Consider the following 17,749-nt stretch of genomic DNA (forward strand, 5'->3'; position numbering starts at 1 on the left):
ACCTCACACATTCGAGAAGGAGTGCACGATGTTGGTGATACTCGGCTTCCTCATGGTAGCCGCCTTCATGTTCTTGATCTTGACCAAGAGAGCCACGCCCGTCGTCGCACTCACCCTCGTACCCGTCATCTTCGGCCTGCTGGCAGGCGCTGGGCTCGGCATCGGTGACATGATCACCGACGGCATCAAGTCCCTGGCCCCCACCGCGGCGCTGCTGTTCTTCGCCATCATCTTCTTCGGAATCATGATCGACGTCGGACTGTTCGACCCACTGGTGCGCGGCATTCTGCGCCTGGTACGCAACGACCCGATGAAACTCGTTGTCGGAACTGCCATTCTGGCCATGGTCGTCTCGCTGGACGGCGACGGGTCCACCACGTTCATCATCGTGACGTCCGCCCTGCTGCCGCTCTATCTCAAACTCGGTGTCAGCCCGGTGATCCTGACGGTCGTCGCCGGTCTCGCCAACGGCACGATGAACATCATTCCGTGGGGCGGTCCGACGGTTCGCGCTGCTTCCGCTCTCGGCATCTCCCCCTCCGACGTCTTCGTTCCCATGGTCCCCTCGATGATCGTCGGCCTGATCATCGTGCTGCTCTTCGCCGTTCACCTGGGCATCATGGAGCGCCGTCGCATCGGCAAGCTGATCTACGAACCCGAACTGGTGGCCTCCGGTGGCGGCGGCAGTATCCGTAAGGGCGGCAAGGGCGGCAGTGGCTCCGGCACCGGCGGATCGAACGACTCCGGCGAATCGGGTCAGTTCTTCGACGGCCTCGACCCCAATCGCGACACCCTGCGTCCGAAGTTGCTGTGGTTCAACGCCGCTCTGACGGTCATCCTGCTCGTCATCCTCGTCATGGACATCCTGCCCATCCCGGTGCTGTTCATGATCGCCGCCTCCATTGCGCTGACGGTCAACTTCCCCAAGGTCAAGGAGCAGGGCGACGCGATCGCCCGGCACTCGTCCTCCATCGTCTCGGTGGTCGCCATGGTGCTCGCCGCGGCAATTCTGACGGGTGTGTTCCAGGGCACCGGCATGGTCGAGGCCATGGCCGAGTGGTTGCTCAACGTCATCCCGTCCGGCATGGGCCCGTACCTGGCCGTCATCACCGGCATCCTGAGCATTCCGCTGACGTTCTTCATGACCAACGACGCCTTCTACTTCGGCATCCTCCCGGTGTTGACCGAGACGGCGAGCAAGTACGGCATCGACCCGGTCGAGATGGCCCGTGCATCGATCACCGGTCAGCCCGTCCACCTGCAGAGCCCGCTGGTTCCGGCCATCCTGCTGCTCGTCACCCTCGCCGGAGTGTCGCTGGCCGATCACCACAAGAAGGTCCTGTGGCGAGCGGTGGTCGTCTCCCTCGCGATGCTGGCCGTCGGCATCGTCCTCGGCCAGATCCCGTTCGGCTGATCCCCCACCCCACCTCGCGTAGGAGAAACCGTCATGACTGTCGGCGTACTGCACAACAATTCACCCGAGGGCCGCGCAGCACTGGCGGCCGCCGTTCGAGAAGCACGCATCCGTGAGACGGACCTCGTCGTCCTGCACGCGCTGTCGGGGTCGGCCGAACCGTCCGCCGAGGCGGCCGAGACGCAGGCAGTGTCCACGTCGGTGGAGACCGCTCTGGCCGACATCGACCACGCCGACACCGTCACCTGGACCGTGGCAGTGGGCAGGCCCGATCCCGATGCAGTCAACACCCTGCTGACACTGGTCGAGGAGCAGAAGTCCGAGATCCTCGTCGTCGGGTCGCGCCACCGTTCGGCCGTCGGCAAGTTCCTGATGGGACAGACGATCCAGCGTCTGCTGCTCGAGATCCCGGTCCCGGTTCTGCTCGTCAAGTCCGGAGCGTGAGCGTCTCCGACCGGGCTACGACAGTGTTGCGGCACAGCCTCCGATGGATCGGCCTCGCGGCCGTATCCGTCGGGGGCTGGGCCCTTTTCGCGTCGCTGGGACTCACGGCACCGTCACTGTTCGCGGCTCTCGTCGTCGCAGTGATCTTCGCGCTCACCGGCCTCGGACCCGCGGCCGTCCCCCGTCCGTTGTCGATGGCTGCGCAGGGGACCCTGGCGGTGACGATCGGTCTGATGCTCGACACCGAGACACTCGGTGCGTTGGGCGAGAACTGGATTCCCGCCGTTCTCGTCGGCGCGGGGACGCTGGTCGTCAGCGCCGGCTGTGGCGCTCTGCTCGCTCTGCATCGCGATGTCGACCCGGTCACCGGAGCCTTGTCCCTGATCGCCGGTGGCGCAACCGGTCTGGTCTCCATCGCCCGTGAACTCGGCGGCGACGAGCGGATCGTCGCAGTGGTCCAATACCTGCGCGTTGCACTCGTGGTGGTCACGATGCCCCTGATCGTCACGTTCGCCTTCCACACCGACACCGGCGGTGCGACCGGCTCGACGGATCAGTCCACGACGCCGTGGTATCTCGGTACGGCGTTTCTGCTCGGAGCCGTTGTCGTCGGAATAGTGCTCGCGCGTCTGATCAGACTCCCGGCACCGGCGACACTCGGACCGCTGATCGTGGCGGGCGCATGCGAACTGCTCGGGTGGCCCGTGGACATCTCGGTGCCCACGGTCCTGCTGCCGGTGGCGTTCATCGTCATCGGATGGCAAGCGGGACTTGCCTTCACGACCGCGAGCCTGCGCGCGATCGGTCGCATCTTTCCGTGGGCGGCGCTGTTGGTTCTCTCGATCGGCCTGGTGTGCGCGCTGTTCGGTTGGGCGCTCTCCGCCATCACCGGCGTGAGCATGCTGACCGGTTACCTGGCCACCACACCCGGCGGGTTGGCCGCCGTGCTCGCGGTGTCTGCGACAACCGGATCGGACGTCACCTTCGTGGCCTGCGTTCAGGTGATTCGGCTCGTGTCGATGCTCGTCGCCGCGCCACTCGCGGCAGCCGCGTACACGAAGCTGGCCGAACGCAAGAAGGCCAGGACGACCAGTGAATCAACCGTCGGAGCGGGGTAATTCGACCCGGAAGGTCGCGCCCTGCCCGGGGACGCTCTGCACGCGTACGGTGCCGCGGTGAGCAGCGACCAGCGCCGCGACGATCGACAAGCCGAGTCCGCTGCCGCCGCTCTCCCTGGTCCGCGAGGAATCGGCTCGATAGAAGCGCTCGAAGACGTGCGCAGCCTCCTCCTCTCGCAGACCCGGTCCGGTGTCCTGCACCTCGAGCAGCACCGAAGACTGGGTGGTCCCGACACACACGGTGATCGACGCGGATTCGGGCGTGTGCCGAACTGCGTTTCCGACGAGGTTCGCGAGCACCTGCCGCAGCCGGGCATCGTCACCGTCGACCTCGGGAATCCCCGGTCCCGCCAACACTTTCAACGAGATGTCTCGCTGGGGTGAGACCGCCTTCGCATCGTGCACGGCATCGGCGGCGATGGTGAGCAGATCGACTCGGCGGACCTCGAGGGGTCGTTGGGCGTCGAGGCGCGCGAGCATCAGCAGGTCTTCGACGAGCAGTCCCATGCGCGCCGACTCGCCCTCGATTCGGTTCATCAGCAAGGCGATGTCGCTCATCGCACCTTGTCGGTACAGCTCGGCGAACCCGCGGATGGTCGTCAGCGGCGTCCGTAGTTCGTGACTGGCGTCGGCGACGAAGCGGCGCATCCGATCCTCGGACGCACGTGCCGCCTCCTCCGAGGCCGCGGTTGCGGCGAAGGCCCGCTGGATCTGCGAGAGCATGCCGTTCAGGGCCGCCGACAGCCGGCCCACCTCGGTCTTCTCACTCCATTCGGGCACTCGGCGATGCAGATCCCCGGCAGCGATGGCCGCGGCAGTCGTCTCCACCTCCCGCAGCGGTCGCAGACTGCGCCGCACCACGAAGTAGGCGATCACGGCCAGGGCGAGCAAGACCGCCGCGCCGATGTAGAACTGGAGTACCACGAGCCTGCTGACGGTCTGCTGGTTGGCGTTGAGCGACATTCCCACGGTGGTGGAGCCCTCGTTGTTGGTCACCGTGATCACCCGCCACTCCTTCGCCGCGTCACCCTCGGAACCGACGGTCGTCGGGACTGCCGACGGCGTGCCCGACAGATCCGGAACATCCTCGGCCACATCGTTGATCGGGCCGCGGACGGTACCGTCGTTGGCCACCGAGCGAACGAAGAAGTTGGACGGCGGACGGCTGGGGTTCGGCTCGTCCACGGGTGGGAGCGGGCGGGCGTCGGGTTGCGCCCACCCACGGGACGCCTCGATCAGTTGACTGTCCAGGCGACGCATCAGTGACGTCTCGAGCGACGACGTGACCGCCACTCCCGACGCCAGCAGACCCAGCCCGACCAGGAGCAGCAGCGCTGCCACCAAGGTGAAACGCAGCGGCAGACTTCGAATCCGACCTCGAATGGCCGTCACCGCGGCTGGCGCATCACGTAGCCGACTCCCCGCAGCGTGTGGATCAACCGGGTGTCGCCCGTGTCGACCTTGCGACGCAGATACGACACGTACGACTCCACCACTCCCACTTCACCGCCGAAGTCGTAGTGCCACACGTGATCGAGAATGCGCGGCTTGCTCAGCACGGTGCCCGCGTTGACCATGAAGTACCGCAGCAACGTGAATTCGGTGGGCGAGAGCGAGACCGGCTCGCCCGCCTTCCACACCTCGTGAGTGTCGTCGTCGAGTTCGATGTCCGCGAACGCAACTCGTGACGGCTGCATATCCTCGCTCTTGCCCGATCGACGCAGGATGACCCGGAGCCGGGCCACCACCTCTTCGAGCGAGAACGGCTTGGTGACGTAGTCGTCCGCACCGAGGGTCAGTCCGGTCACCTTGTCCTCCACCGAGTCTCGCGCGGTCAGGAACAGGGCGGGCGCATCGATTCCGTCCGCCCGCAGCCGGCGAAGCAGACCGAAGCCGTCCATGCCGGGCATCATCACGTCGAGGATGAGAGCCTCGGGCCTGAAGTTGCGCGCCTTGTCGAGTGCCTCGGGACCGGACGACGCCGTCGCCACCTCGAATCCCTGGTACCTCAGGCTGACCGACAACAGCTCGACGATGGTCGGTTCGTCGTCGACGATCAGGACTCGGGCCTCGGGTGTCTCGCTCACGGTGTCCATCATCGCGCGAAAGGCTGCTCGATCGCTGCACTCTCGCTGTGAGGTTGCTGTGAGCCACCGATGAGGGGGCATGATGGCAGCGATGCTCGACGCGAAGACGGACGGCCGAATCAGGACTCGGCCTCCGGTGTCATCCATGCACGTATTCGCAACTCTGCTCGTGTTGGGCATCGTCTTCGGTCCCGACGTCGCCCGGTGGGTCGACTCGTCCCCCGCGCTGCAGACCGGCGCGACGGTGTTCACCGGGATCTTCGTGCAGGCCACACCGTTCCTGGTGCTCGGTGTACTCGTCAGCGGAAGTATCGCCGCGTTCGTCTCGCCCGGTGTGCTGCGGAAGTTGGTGCCGAAGAACGCCACCGCTGCTGTCGGAGTGAGCGGTCTCGCGGGAATGGCGCTACCCGGTTGTGAGTGCGGTGCCGTTCCCGTCTCGCGGCGGCTGATGGATCAGGGTGTTCCGACGTCGGCAGCTCTGGCGTTTCTGTTGTCTGCACCGGCGATCAACCCCGTCGTCCTGGTGTCCACCGCTGTGGCCTTTCCCGGTGAACCGGCGATGGTTCTCGCACGGTTCACCGGCTCGCTCGCCACCGCCCTGGTGATGGGCTGGCTGTGGACCAGGTTCGGCAAGGCCGAGTGGATCACCGCTCGACTCGTCGATCGCGGACACGACCATGGTCACTCGAAGTGGGTGACGTTCCGCGAATCGGCTCGTGCGGACCTGCTCCAGGCCGGTGCCTTCCTCGTGTTCGGTGCCGCGGCCGCCGCGCTGCTGCACCTGGTGGTTCCCGACTGGGTGTTCGCCCATCTCGCCGGGCAGTTGCTGCTGTCGATCCTGGTGATGGCCGTCCTCGCGGTGATCCTGGCACTGTGCTCGGAGGCCGACGCATTCGTCGCGGCGAGCATGTCGATGCTGCCGCTGCTGCCGCGGTTGGTCTTCCTGGTGGTCGGACCTGCCGTCGACGTGAAGCTGATGGCGATGCAGGCGGGCAGTTTCGGACGCGGGTTCGTCGCACGCTTCGCCCCGCTGACCTTCGTCGTCGCGATCGTGTGCGCCTCGGTGAGCGGCTACGTGTTCCTGGGTGCGCGATGAAGCGCGAGGTGCAGAATCTGCTGCTACTCCTCCTCGGCGGAGCCATGGTCAAGATCTCGTGGGACGGCAGCTTTGTGCGATACGTCAAACCGTCGCTGCATCCGTATCTACTGACCGCCGGGGTGCTGATCGTCGCCCTGGCGATCGCGTCGATCGTTGCCGACATCCGCCGCGGTGGGCCCGGCGACGACGGTCATGATCACGATTCGCGTCCGTACTGGCTGCTCTTGGTCCCGCTCGCGGTCATCCTGTTCGTCGCACCGCCCGCCCTGGGGGTCTCGGCAGTGAGCGATCGTTCCGTCACGTCGGCGGCCGATCGTCAGAGGACAGCGTTTCCACCCCTACCGGACGAGCGCGTGCCCGAGGTTCCACTGCTCGATGTCGTACAACGCGCGGTCAGGGACACCGAAGGCAGCCTCGACGGACGGGAGATTCGCGTCACCGGATTCGCGGTCGCCACCGCGAACGGAGGCTCGCCGCGGGCCGACGGCACGAGAGACGGCCTCGACCTCGCCCGCATTCTGATCATCTGTTGCGCGGCCGACGCCAGGTCCGTCCGAATCCATCTCGACGCAGGTAGCGCAGTTCTCGACGACATTCCGGACGGCACGTGGCTGCAGATCTCGGGAACCGTCGATGCTGCCACGGCGACCGAGGACACCGCATTCACACCCACGATGACCGTGTCGACGGTCGAGCGAATCGAGGCACCGGCGAACACGTACGCCTACTGACAACCCGAAACCCGTGGCCACCACCGGCCGAAATTGGTACGATCGTACAAGTCACTTCCGACAATCGGACGAGCGCACCGTACCCGAACAGCGACAAGACGGTGCAAGGAGTGATCTCTCATGGCTTGGCTCATTCTCGTCGTCTCCGGCGTCCTCGAAGCGGTCTGGGCGACAGCGCTCGGTAAGTCCGAGGGCTTCACCAAACTCGGACCGTCCGTCGTCTTCGGAGTCACGGTGGTGCTCAGCATGATCGGACTCGCGATCGCGATGCGATCGCTGCCCACCGGCACCGCCTACGCCGTCTGGGTGGGAATCGGTGCCACCCTCACCGTCACGTACGCCATGATCACCGGGGCCGAATCCGCCTCGCTGCTCAAGGTTGCGCTTCTGGTCGGCATCGTCGGATGCGTCGTCGGACTGAAGGTTCTTCACTGATTTTCCGAGCTACGAGCAGTTACAGTAAAACGATGAACTGGGTGTCAGCGATCACACTGCCTGCGCGCGCCGGAATTGCCATCGCCGAGCAGGCGATCGGCGTCGCGGAGGTCGCGTTGGCGACCACCAGGATGGCGTTGGCCACCGGTGCGTCCGGCACCGCAGGTGTCGCCTCGCTCGCCAACCCGCGCGGCGGCACGATGCAACTGCTCGCCCAGCTCGGCCAGCTCACCTCCGACGACCGCGCCCTGGGCAACGCACTCAAGGAAGGCGGTCCGCTCGATCGCCTGCTCGCCCAGGGAGGCGTCGTCGATCGCCTCACGTCCGAGGACGGCACTCTCGAGCGACTGCTGTCCCCGGGCGGGCCGGTCGAGCGCATCCTGGCTCCCGGCGGGCCGTTGGACCGACTGCTCGCCGAGGACGGCCCGCTCGAACGACTGCTCGCCGAAGGTGGTCTGCTGGACCGCATCACCGCCACCAACGGACCGCTCGAACGACTGACGGCCAAGGACGGTCCGCTCGAGGTGCTCACGCGTCAGGACGGACTCATCGAGCGGGCCATCGCCGAGGAGGGCATCCTCGAAACACTTCTCGCCGAGGACGGTGCCATCGAGCGACTGACGGCCAAGGGCGGTCCGCTCGATCAGTTGGTCAAGCTGTCGGAAACGCTGACGTCGGTGGCACCGAACATCGAGCGGATGAGCATCTCGATCGACATACTGCAGGATTCCGTCGAGATCCTCTCGGCTGCGGTTCACCCGCTGGGAGAGTTGGTCGGACGGCTTCCGAGTCGTTGGCTCAAGAGCGGTAAGCAGTCGGTTCACGAACTGCACTGACGTCCCCGCCGGGCCTCTGAGATCGCGCCCTCTCGGGCTCGTGGCGGCGACGCATTGTTAGCGCTCACACTGGTGAGCGGGGTTGCGGAAAATAATCTTTGACATTGCCGATGTTATCGCTCACACTTTCGTCTTGATGTGATGTGAGGCACAGACGAGGTCTCTCTCCACCACTTTCGAGATCTGATTTCACCGAGCAGGGAGAAACGATGAAGTTTCGACATCTACCCATGGCCGCGGCCGCGGTGGCACTGGCCATCACGGTCACCGCATGCGGATCGAGCACCAAGACTGCAGACGTCGAGCCGGCAGACGGAGGGAGCACGGCGGGCGCGCTGATCGGCGTGACGATGCCGACGAAGTCCTCGGCTCGATGGATCGCCGACGGCGACAACCTCAAGAGCGCGCTCGAGGGCCAGGGTTACAAGGTCGATCTGCAGTACGCAGAGAACGACATCCCCACTCAGGTCAACCAGATCGAGAACCAGATCACCCAGGGCGCAAAGCTACTCATCGTGGCCTCGGTGGACGGCACGGCCATCACCACGCAGTTGCAGGAAGCCAAGGACAACGGCATCGGCGTCATCGCGTACGACCGCCTCATCCGTAACTCGCCCAACGTCGACTACTACGCGACGTTCGACAACTACAAGGTCGGCGTCGACCAGGCCACGTCGCTTCTGGTCGGTCTCGGCCTGAAGAACGAGGACGGCACCGACAAGGCCGACGCCCCCGCGGGCCCGCTGAACATCGAGGTCTTCGCCGGTTCGCCGGACGACAACAACGCCACCTTCTTCTTCGACGGTGCCATGGAAACCCTGAAGCCGTACCTGGACAAGGGAACTCTGAAGATCGGCAGTGGCGAGTCCGATTTCGAGACGGCTGCAACACTGCGCTGGGATCCGGCTACCGCCCAGAAGCGCATGGAGGATCTGCTCACCAAGACGTACTCCTCGGGCCAGAAGGTGCAGGGCGTGCTCTCGCCGTACGACGGCCTGTCGATCGGAATCCTCTCCGCGCTCAAGAGCAACGGCTACGGAACGGCCGGTCAGCCTTACCCGATCGTCACCGGCCAGGACGCCGAGGTTCCGTCGGTGAAGTCCATCATCGCCGACGAGCAGTACTCCACGATCTACAAGGACACCCGTGAGCTGGCCGCAGTCACGATCTCGATGGCTCAGTCCATGCTCGACGGTCAGACGCCGGAGACGAACAACACGACGGACTACGACAACGGCGAGAAGGTCGTTCCCGCGTACCTGCTGCAGCCGGAGATCGTCAACAAGGGCAACTACGAGCAGCTGCTGGTCGAAGGCGGCTACTACACCGACGATCAATTGAAGTGAGTTCTGCGATGACGAGCCAGATTCTGGAGATGCACGGCATCACCAAGACGTTTCCCGGAGTGAAGGCGCTCCAGGACGTCACGCTCACGGTGGAGCGCGGCGAGATCCATGCGATCTGCGGTGAGAACGGCGCCGGAAAGTCGACTCTCATGAAGGTGCTGTCGGGTGTGTATCCGCACGGAACTTTCGACGGAGAGATCGTGTTCGACGGTCAGCCGTGCGCGTTCTCCGATATCAGGAGCAGCGAATCCAAGGGCATCGTCATCATTCACCAGGAACTCGCGCTGAGTCCGCATCTGTCCATCGCCGAGAACATCTTTCTCGGCAACGAGCGGTCCAGACGCGGGTTCATCGACTGGAACCGCACCAACTCCGAGGCCGCAGCCCTACTGAACCGGGTAGGGCTGCGGGAGAACCCCGTCTCCGTCGTGGGCGATCTCGGCGTCGGCAAGCAGCAACTCGTCGAGATCGCGAAGGCACTGTCGAAAGACGTGACGCTGCTGATCCTCGACGAACCGACTGCGGCACTGAACGATTCGGACTCGTCTCATCTTCTCGACCTGCTACGCGGTCTTCGAGACGAGGGAATCACGTGCGTGATCATCTCGCACAAGCTCAACGAGATCGCGGCCATCGCAGACCGGACGACGATCATTCGCGACGGCCGAACCATCGAGACGTTGGACATGCGCAACCCGGAGGTCACCGAGGATCGCATCATCTCACTGATGGTCGGCCGCGATCTCGAGCACAGGTTCCCGCCCCACGAATCCACTGTGGGAGAGGAAGTTCTACGCATCGAGGACTGGACCGTACACAGCCCGACCCAGCACGGCCGGACCGTCGTGGACGGGGCGAATCTGACGCTGCGCCGTGGTGAGATCGTCGGCCTGGCGGGCCTGATGGGTGCCGGACGCACCGAGTTGGCCATGAGTGTCTTCGGACGCAGTTACGGCATCGACATCTCGGGGCGTCTGTACAAGTACGGCAAGGAAATTCACGTCAAGTCCGTCAGCGATGCCATCCATCACGGGATCGCGTATGCGACCGAGGACCGAAAGCGATACGGCCTCAACCTGATCGACGACATCAAGCGCAACATCTCCACTGCGGCCCTCGACAAACTGGTGACCGGCGGTTTCGTCGACGACAACCAGGAATACAAGGTTGCCGAGGGCTTCCGGAAGAGCATGAACATCAAGGCACCGAACGTCTCCGCCGTGGTCGGCAAGCTCTCCGGCGGCAATCAGCAGAAAGTCGTGCTGAGCAAGTGGATCTTCAGTGATCCCGATGTGCTCATTCTCGACGAACCGACGCGCGGTATCGACGTCGGCGCGAAGTTCGAAATCTATTCGATCATCAACGGTCTCGCCGACGCGGGCAAGGCAGTTCTGGTGATCTCCTCCGAGCTACCGGAACTGCTCGGGCTGTGCGACCGGATCTACGCGCTGTCCGCAGGCCGGATCACCGGCGAGGTGACTCGCGAGGACGCGACACAGGAATCTCTCATGCACCTCATGACCCGTGGAACAGGAGTACTTCGATGAATCAGCTGTCGACCGTCCGGGGGCTGCTCACGCGAAACCTCCGCCAGAGCGGGATATTCATCGCGTTCGCGTTGATCATCCTGCTGTTCACCGTTCTGACCGGCGGCCAACTGTTGGTCCCGCAGAACATCAGCAACATGGTGGTCCAGAACTCGTACATCCTCATCCTGGCCATCGGCATGGTCGTGATCATCATCGCGGGCCACATCGACCTGTCCGTCGGATCGGTCGTCGCGGCAACAGGAGCGATCTCCGGTGTGCTGATGGTCCAGCAGAACGTGCCGTGGCCGCTCGCGGTGCTCATCACGCTGATCATCGGTGGTCTGATCGGAGCGTGGCAGGGCTATTGGGTTGCGTACTTCGGCATTCCGGCGTTCATCGTGACCCTGGCAGGCATGCTCATCTTCCGCGCGGTCACCCTCATCGTTCTCGGTAACCAGGGCATCGGACCGTTCCCCGGGCCCGTACGTACTCTCTCCAACGGCTTCCTCCCGGGCTTCATGGGCAACGTGGGCCTCGGGCCGCTCGGCGGCGCGGACATCTTCACCCTGCTCGTCGCGATCCTTGCCGTTGCCGGAATCGTGTTCACTCAGTGGCGTTCTCGGACGGGTCGGCAGAAGTACGGGCAGACCGTCGACGCGATGCCACTGTTTCTGACCAAGATGATTCTGGCCGGCGGCCTGGTTCTCGCCATTGCCGTACAGCTGGCGCGCTTCAAGAACCTGCCGTACGTGCTGATCCTTCTCGCCGTACTGGTGATGGGCTACTCCACGCTGGCAGGCCGGACGGTGTTCGGTCGGCACGTGTACGCCATCGGCGGAAACATCCACGCCGCATCGCTGTCCGGCATCAAGGTCAAGCCGGTCACCTTCTGGATCTTCGTGAACATGGGCGTGCTGTCCGCCCTCGCCGGAATCATCTTCGCCGGCCGCCTCAATCAGGCGGGCCCCACCGCAGGCAACGGCTTCGAGCTCGACGCGATCGCGGCGGCATTCATCGGCGGTGCAGCAGTACAGGGCGGCGTCGGCCGCATCGTCGGCGCGCTCACCGGTGGACTCATCATCGCCGTGATCAACAGCGGAATGTCCCTCATCGGTTCGCCCAGCGAGCGCGTTCAGCTGGTCAAGGGCCTGGTACTCCTCGCCGCGGTGGCGTTCGACATCTGGACCAAGCGCCGAGCAGCGAGCGGCAAGGGCAACAAGGGTGACAAGGGTGACAAGGCTGCGCCTCCGAGCAGCTATCTGGGGGTGCCCGTGCCTGCCGAGATGTTCTCCGGTGCCGAGCCCGGTAAGCCTGCGCCCACCACGACCGGTTCTGCGGTGACCACACCCACGTAATCGACACGGTCGCGGGCACCGCAGGACCGGGCATGCTGTGATTGTCTTCGACCAGGAAGGGAGGCTCGGCAAAGATGACACCGACTCGCGGACCCGCCATGACCGACGTCGCCCGGCTCGCAGGCGTGTCTCATCAAACCGTCTCCCGCGTCATCAACGGTCATCCCAACGTGACCGAAGCGACGAGAAACAAGGTGGCTCAGGCGATCTCGGAGCTCGGGTACCGACCGAACACTGCTGCACGCGCTCTGGTCACCGGCCGCAGCAAGACCATCGGAATCGTGGGGACCGGAAACGCTCTCTACGGTCCGGTGTCGACGCTCTACAGCGTCGAGTACGCAGCCCGTCACGCCGGCTACTCCGTGGTGGTCGGCGTGCCCACCTCGTTCGACGAGTCGGCGATCATCACCTGCGTGCGCCGGTTGCAGAAGCAGGGTGTCGACGGCGTCGTCGTCATCGCGCCTCTGCGAACCGACGGCGGTGACATAGCCGATCTGGCCGGGGAGCTCCCGCTGGTCGCCGTCGAGGGCTCGCCTGCCGGTGATCTGGCCGTCGTCTCGGTGGACCAGATCGCCGGAGCCAGAGCCGCGACCGAACATCTGCTCTCGCTCGGACACAGCGCCGTGTGGCACGTTGCCGGCCCGCTGGGGTGGTACGAGGCAGCCGACCGCGTCACCGGATGGCGGATGGCCCACGAGGATGCCGGCGTGGAACCACCGGCGACCCTCAGCGGCGACTGGACCGCGAAATCGGGCTTTCTGGCCGGCAGCGAACTGGCCCGGAACGCCGACGTCACCGCAGTGTTCGCAGGCAACGACTCCATGGCGCTCGGGGTGCTACGCGCACTGAACGTGCACGGAAAGCGAGTGCCGGAGGACGTCAGCGTGGTCGGCTTCGACGATGTTCCCGACGCGGAATTCTTCTCGCCGCCCCTGACCACCATCCGCCAGGAATTCACCGACGTCGGCGTGCGAAGCGTCGAAATTCTGCTCGACCAGATCGACACCGGAAACCGAAGCACGAGGCGTTCGAGTATCGAACCGACCCTCGTGATCCGAGCGAGCACCGGCGGCGCTCACATACGCAACTGAATCTCGACGAGGAGACGTGCGTCGGAATCGGTGAGATCGAGATCGAGAATCTGCTCGACGCGTCGAATGCGGTAGCGCAGGGTGTTCGGGTGAATGTGCAGTCGCTCGGCGGCAGCCCGAACGTCGCCGAAGCACGCCAGATAGAACTCGAGACTCTCGCGCATTCTGGAGTCGTTGGTGGCGTCGTAGCGGTCGAGGGCGGTGATGCGTGGGTCTCGCAGCTGGTCGTGATTGGTGATCAGTTCCAGGATTTCGCCCAGCAACACCGAGGTTCTCGACTCTTCCAGCGTCGTGACGCGCACCTCGCCGGTGGTGCCGTCGAGCACTCGGTCCACCTCGAATCTGGCCACGGCCACCCCGTCGAGATCGGCGATCGGCGCAGCGACCGCGGCACGCAGCGCCAGCGAGGTACGCGCCTCGATCCGCCCGACGGCATCGGCGGTCCACGCCGCGATCCCCGTGCCCGACGCCACCCCGGGAAACAGTGCGTAGATTCTCTCACCGATGATGGTGACCAACGAGTCTCGCCGAAAAGCGCTGGCATGCAGTCGAATGGACGGTGCCAGGGCGCTGATCTCGAATTCTCCGCAGGCAGCGAATCCGACGACCGCCGCGGATCCCGAGGTGGGTATCGACAGCGCCGACGCCAGCGACGGGACGTCGACACCGCCGCCCCTGGCCCCGAGCAGGCGCTGAATCTGCAGGGCCTCGTTGGTCGGGGCGTTCGCGATGCGGGTGATCAGTCGGGCCGCGACGGCCGAGGCACCGCGCAGTACCGCGTCGGCGTCGGCGGCGAGTGGGGCGGAGCCCTCCTGTATCCAGATCGTCCCGAGAGTCGTTGCGCTGCCTGAGCTTCGGCGTATACCGACGGCGAGCCGTCTACGAATGCCCAGTTCGGCATCGGCCGGTACGTCGATCACGTCGTCGGTGCGGCGGAGTCGATCGAACACCCCTCGCTCGTGCAGTCTGCGCAGGTAGTCGGCCGGACCTTCACGTCCGAGAATAGACAGGGTCCGCAGTTCGTCGGCCGCGTCGTCGGATGCCGAGTAGGCCAACACATGTGAGCGCTCGTCCTCGATGCTCACCATGCCCTTCGTCAGTGACGCCACCGTCTGCGCGAGTTCGTAGAGGTCGGTGTCGGCTCCGAACAATCCGTCGTCGGGGCTCTGGGCGCGCACCTGGTCCAGGACTCCGCGCATCATCGACAGCAGGAGTTCCCACCGTGTCTGCTGGTGCACCGCGACCAATGCGATACCCGTCTCCCGCGCACCGTGGGACAGCGCCGTCGAGGTTGCGACTTTGGTCAGCACCGCGAGCGGTCGGTCTGCGACGGGGCGCAACGCGAGATCGTCGAACCACCGCACCACATCGGCCTCGGTCACGCCGACCAGCAGCGTCAGGTCGGACGCAGTTCCCGGAGGCAGCCGCAGGTCGTCGGCATCGAGCAGCGCGACGGACTCGACGGCCATGTCCGTTCCCGCGGGCGCGAGGACGAGTTCGACGACGGCGCTGTGTAGAGAGGTCAGCATCGAACGCAGCGACACCGTATTGGCCATACGGACAAGTAGATCACGAATTCTTTGGCCGACGGGCTGATTGAACGACGAGCGGATCGGACTTCAATGAGCAGCACACGCCGAAGACGAGGAGCAGCCATGGACGCCGTCACATCCGTACCGACCCCCACCAACGAGCCGGTCAACACCTACGCCCCGGGTAGCCCGGAACGGGCCCGCTTGCACAGCCGCCTGAGCGAACTCCGTTCCTCCCCCGTGGAGATCCGTCAGGTCATCGGCGGGGTTCACCGCCGGGCCGACGGCCCGGTCGAGAACGTCGTCGAACCGCACAAGCACTCGTCGATCATCGGCAGCTTCACCGGGGCCACCCACCAGGATGTGCGCGACGCCATCGACGCCGCGACGACAGCAGCCCCCGCATGGCGCGATCTCCCCTTCGACGAGCGCGCCGCGGTGTTCCTGCGGGCCGCGGATCTGCTGTCCGGTCCGTGGCGCGAAAGAATCGCTGCTGCAACGATGCTCGGTCAGTCCAAGTCGGCCTACCAGGCAGAGATCGACGCACCATGCGAGCTGATCGACTTCTGGCGGTTCAACGTCACGTTCGCCCGGCAGATTCTCGCCGAGCAGCCCGTATCGGCACCGGGAGTGTGGAATCGCGTCGAATACCGTCCACTCGAGGGCTTCGTCTACGCCATCACCCCGTTCAACTTCACCGCCATCGCAGGCAACCTACCCACCGCGCCCGCGTTGATGGGCAACACCGTGCTGTGGAAGCCCTCGCCCACCCAGGCAGTGGCCGCGTATCTGACGCTCCAGTTGCTCGAAGCCGCAGGTCTGCCACCGGGGGTCATCAACCTCGTCCTCGGCGACGGGCCGATGGTGTCCGACGTGGCCCTCGCCGATCCGCGTCTGGCCGGAATCCATTTCACCGGGTCCACCGCGACGTTCCAGACGCTCTGGCGCGAGGTGGGCAACAACATCTCGAACTACCACTCGTATCCACGGCTCGTCGGCGAGACCGGCGGCAAGGACTTCATCGTCGCGCACAGCTCTGCCGATCCGGATGTGCTGACCACCGCCATGATTCGCGGTGCGTTCGACTTCCAGGGACAGAAGTGCTCGGCAGCGTCCCGGGCGTTCGTACCGAAATCTCTGTGGGCCTCGATGGGCGATACGTTCATCGAGCAGGTCTCGGCGTTGAAGTACGGTGACGTGACCGACCTGTCCAACTACGGCGGAGCCGTCATCGACCGAAAGGCGTTCGACCGCAACGCAGCTGCTCTCGACCGAGCCAAGTCCGTGTCGAGCCTGACCATCGCCGCCGGCGGTACCTGCGACGACACGGAGGGGTACTTCGTCTCCCCCACGGTGCTTCTCGGCGACGACCCCACCGACGAGGCCTTCACCACCGAGTACTTCGGCCCGATCCTCGCCGTGCACGTCTACGACGACGCCAGGCCCGACGCCTATGCCGAGACGCTGCGCGCCGTCGACTCCGGATCGAAGTACGCGCTGACCGGAGCCGTCATCGCCACCGACCGCACCGCCGTCGAACAGGCCCATGCGGCACTGCGATTCGCCGCAGGCAACTTCTACGTCAACGACAAACCCACCGGCGCAGTGGTGGGACAGCAGCCGTTCGGCGGAGCCCGCGCGTCGGGAACCAACGACAAGGCCGGCTCGCCGCAGAACCTGCTGCGGTGGACCTCGGCCCGCACCGTGAAGGAAACGTTCGTTCCGCCGACCACCCACGGCTACCCACACCAGGAAGGCGAGGGCACGCGATGACCACGCTACTGAGCAATCCGCTGCGGCCTGCCCTGCTGGCGGCGGCACGTTCACCGAAACTGCAGGCGACGGTGACGCGGCTACGCGCCACCCGATCCCTCGTCGACCGTTTCGTGGCAGGCGAATCCGAGCCTGCGGCCGTCACTGCAGTGGACGCCCTGCTGGCGTCGGGCCGGTTCGTCTCGGTGGACTACCTCGGCGAGGACACCACCGACCGAGGCCAGGCGAGAGCAACCGTGGACGCGTATCTCTCCCTGATACAACGCTTTTCGACTCGCCGGGCCGATGCGACAGCCCTGGAGATCTCGCTCAAGCTGTCTGCGCTCGGCCAAGGAATCGACCGAACCCTGGCGCTGGAGAACGCACGAACGATCTGCACCGCTGCCACTGCGGCCGGGGTGTGGGTGACGGTGGATGCCGAGGACCACACCACCACCGATTCGACCCTGTCGATCGTCCGCGAACTGCGCGTGGACTTTCCGGATCTGGGGACGGTGCTGCAGGCATACCTGCGGCGCACCGAAGCGGACTGCCAGGACCTGTCCGGGCCGCGATCTCGAATCCGACTGTGCAAAGGTGCGTACAACGAACCGTCGTCGGTGGCATTTCAGGGTGCACGGGAGGTCTCCGACTCCTACCTCCGGTGCCTGACGATCCTGATGAACGGCCGCGGTTACCCCATGGTGGCCTCGCACGACCCGGAGATGATCGAGGCGGCAGACAGGTTGGCGGCGGCCGCAGGACGGTCGTCCGAGGAGTTCGAGTTCCAGATGCTCTACGGAATCCGTGATCCCGAGCAGCGTCGACTCGTGGACGCCGGGCGCAACGTACGCGTGTACGTCCCGTACGGATCGCAGTGGTACGGCTACTTCATGCGCAGACTGGCCGAGCGTCCGGCGAATCTGATGTTCTTCGCGCGATCGGTGCTCTCGCGTACGTAGCGGGTTCACCGAAGTACT

General features: G+C 65.2%; 16 protein-coding genes and 1 riboswitch. Of the genes, 13 read left to right on the forward strand and 3 right to left on the reverse strand.

Annotation, left to right across the window (positions count from 1 at the left end; all coding sequences use genetic code 11):
- Positions 1 to 28 precede the first annotated feature (28 nt).
- From CH302_RS15260 to CH302_RS15270, 3 genes are read left to right on the forward strand one after another with little or no spacing between them, the layout of a single operon-like run.
- Complete coding sequence (locus CH302_RS15260; protein ID WP_037194501.1) at positions 29 to 1,414, forward strand: CitMHS family transporter; 1,386 nt, start codon at positions 29 to 31, stop codon at positions 1,412 to 1,414.
- Positions 1,415 to 1,447: 33 nt separating this feature from the next.
- The gene (locus tag CH302_RS15265) at positions 1,448 to 1,858 is read left to right on the forward strand and encodes a universal stress protein (RefSeq protein ID WP_037194499.1); all 411 of its coding nucleotides are present in this window, start codon (positions 1,448 to 1,450) and stop codon (positions 1,856 to 1,858) included.
- Positions 1,855 to 2,976 carry an AbrB family transcriptional regulator gene (locus CH302_RS15270; RefSeq protein ID WP_052048001.1) on the forward strand — a complete coding sequence of 374 codons (1,122 nt, stop codon included), beginning with the start codon at positions 1,855 to 1,857 and terminating at the stop codon, positions 2,974 to 2,976. Before CH302_RS15265 ends, CH302_RS15270 begins: the two co-directional genes overlap by 4 nt.
- On the opposite strand, the gene CH302_RS15275 is transcribed toward CH302_RS15270, so the two are convergent.
- Both CH302_RS15275 and CH302_RS15280 read right to left on the reverse strand, forming a co-directional pair.
- Positions 2,956 to 4,338, reverse strand: a complete 1,383-nt coding sequence (locus CH302_RS15275) for a sensor histidine kinase (protein WP_094649971.1) — start codon at positions 4,336 to 4,338, stop codon at positions 2,956 to 2,958. The genes CH302_RS15270 and CH302_RS15275 overlap by 21 nt on opposite strands.
- A gap of 26 nt (positions 4,339 to 4,364) precedes the next feature.
- Positions 4,365 to 5,072, reverse strand: a complete 708-nt coding sequence (locus CH302_RS15280; protein ID WP_037194723.1) for a response regulator transcription factor — start codon at positions 5,070 to 5,072, stop codon at positions 4,365 to 4,367.
- Positions 5,073 to 5,208: 136 nt separating this feature from the next.
- Here CH302_RS15280 and CH302_RS15285 point away from each other — a divergent pair, with 136 nt between their 5' ends.
- The 8 genes from CH302_RS15285 (at position 5,209) to CH302_RS15320 (ending at position 13,485) form a co-directional block, all read left to right on the forward strand.
- Positions 5,209 to 6,159 (forward strand): permease, encoded by a 951-nt coding sequence (locus CH302_RS15285; protein ID WP_230596418.1) that lies wholly within the window; start codon positions 5,209 to 5,211, stop codon positions 6,157 to 6,159.
- Positions 6,156 to 6,893, forward strand: a complete 738-nt coding sequence (locus CH302_RS15290) for a TIGR03943 family putative permease subunit (RefSeq protein ID WP_037194496.1) — start codon at positions 6,156 to 6,158, stop codon at positions 6,891 to 6,893. The genes CH302_RS15285 and CH302_RS15290 overlap by 4 nt, the downstream gene beginning before the upstream one ends.
- 45 nt (positions 6,894 to 6,938) lie before the next feature.
- Positions 6,939 to 7,001: riboswitch (guanidine-III (ykkC-III) riboswitch) on the forward strand.
- A gap of 12 nt (positions 7,002 to 7,013) precedes the next feature.
- Positions 7,014 to 7,328 carry a DMT family transporter gene (locus CH302_RS15295; RefSeq protein WP_037194494.1) on the forward strand — a complete coding sequence of 105 codons (315 nt, stop codon included), beginning with the start codon at positions 7,014 to 7,016 and terminating at the stop codon, positions 7,326 to 7,328.
- 32 nt (positions 7,329 to 7,360) lie between these two features.
- Entirely contained in the window at positions 7,361 to 8,164 is an 804-nt protein-coding gene (locus CH302_RS15300) for a hypothetical protein (protein ID WP_037194493.1), read from the forward strand.
- Between the two features lie 209 nt (positions 8,165 to 8,373).
- Complete coding sequence (gene chvE / locus CH302_RS15305) at positions 8,374 to 9,510, forward strand: multiple monosaccharide ABC transporter substrate-binding protein (RefSeq protein ID WP_037194490.1); 1,137 nt, start codon at positions 8,374 to 8,376, stop codon at positions 9,508 to 9,510.
- Positions 9,511 to 9,518: 8 nt separating this feature from the next.
- Entirely contained in the window at positions 9,519 to 11,057 is a 1,539-nt protein-coding gene (gene mmsA / locus CH302_RS15310) for a multiple monosaccharide ABC transporter ATP-binding protein (protein WP_037194720.1), read from the forward strand.
- A complete protein-coding gene (mmsB, locus tag CH302_RS15315) occupies positions 11,054 to 12,394 on the forward strand; it encodes a multiple monosaccharide ABC transporter permease (RefSeq protein WP_037194488.1) in 1,341 nt (446 codons plus the stop codon). The genes mmsA and mmsB overlap by 4 nt, the downstream gene beginning before the upstream one ends.
- A gap of 74 nt (positions 12,395 to 12,468) precedes the next feature.
- Complete coding sequence (locus CH302_RS15320; protein WP_037194486.1) at positions 12,469 to 13,485, forward strand: LacI family DNA-binding transcriptional regulator; 1,017 nt, start codon at positions 12,469 to 12,471, stop codon at positions 13,483 to 13,485.
- On the opposite strand, the gene CH302_RS15325 is transcribed toward CH302_RS15320, so the two are convergent.
- Positions 13,470 to 15,041 carry a PucR family transcriptional regulator gene (locus CH302_RS15325; RefSeq protein ID WP_037194484.1) on the reverse strand — a complete coding sequence of 524 codons (1,572 nt, stop codon included), beginning with the start codon at positions 15,039 to 15,041 and terminating at the stop codon, positions 13,470 to 13,472. The two genes, CH302_RS15320 and CH302_RS15325, sit on opposite strands and share 16 nt — an antisense overlap.
- A 99-nt stretch (positions 15,042 to 15,140) precedes the next feature.
- On the opposite strand from CH302_RS15325, the gene pruA reads away from it, so the two are divergent.
- On the forward strand, positions 15,141 to 16,790 hold the full coding sequence (pruA, locus tag CH302_RS15330) for an L-glutamate gamma-semialdehyde dehydrogenase (protein ID WP_037194482.1): 1,650 nt from the start codon (positions 15,141 to 15,143) through the stop codon (positions 16,788 to 16,790).
- On the forward strand, positions 16,787 to 17,731 hold the full coding sequence (locus CH302_RS15335; RefSeq protein ID WP_037194481.1) for a proline dehydrogenase family protein: 945 nt from the start codon (positions 16,787 to 16,789) through the stop codon (positions 17,729 to 17,731). Before pruA ends, CH302_RS15335 begins: the two co-directional genes overlap by 4 nt.
- Positions 17,732 to 17,749: the final 18 nt, after the last annotated feature.

Origin of the sequence: Rhodococcus sp. 15-2388-1-1a (genome assembly GCF_002259145.1) — a bacterium.
Lineage (GTDB): Bacteria > Actinomycetota > Actinomycetes > Mycobacteriales > Mycobacteriaceae > Rhodococcoides.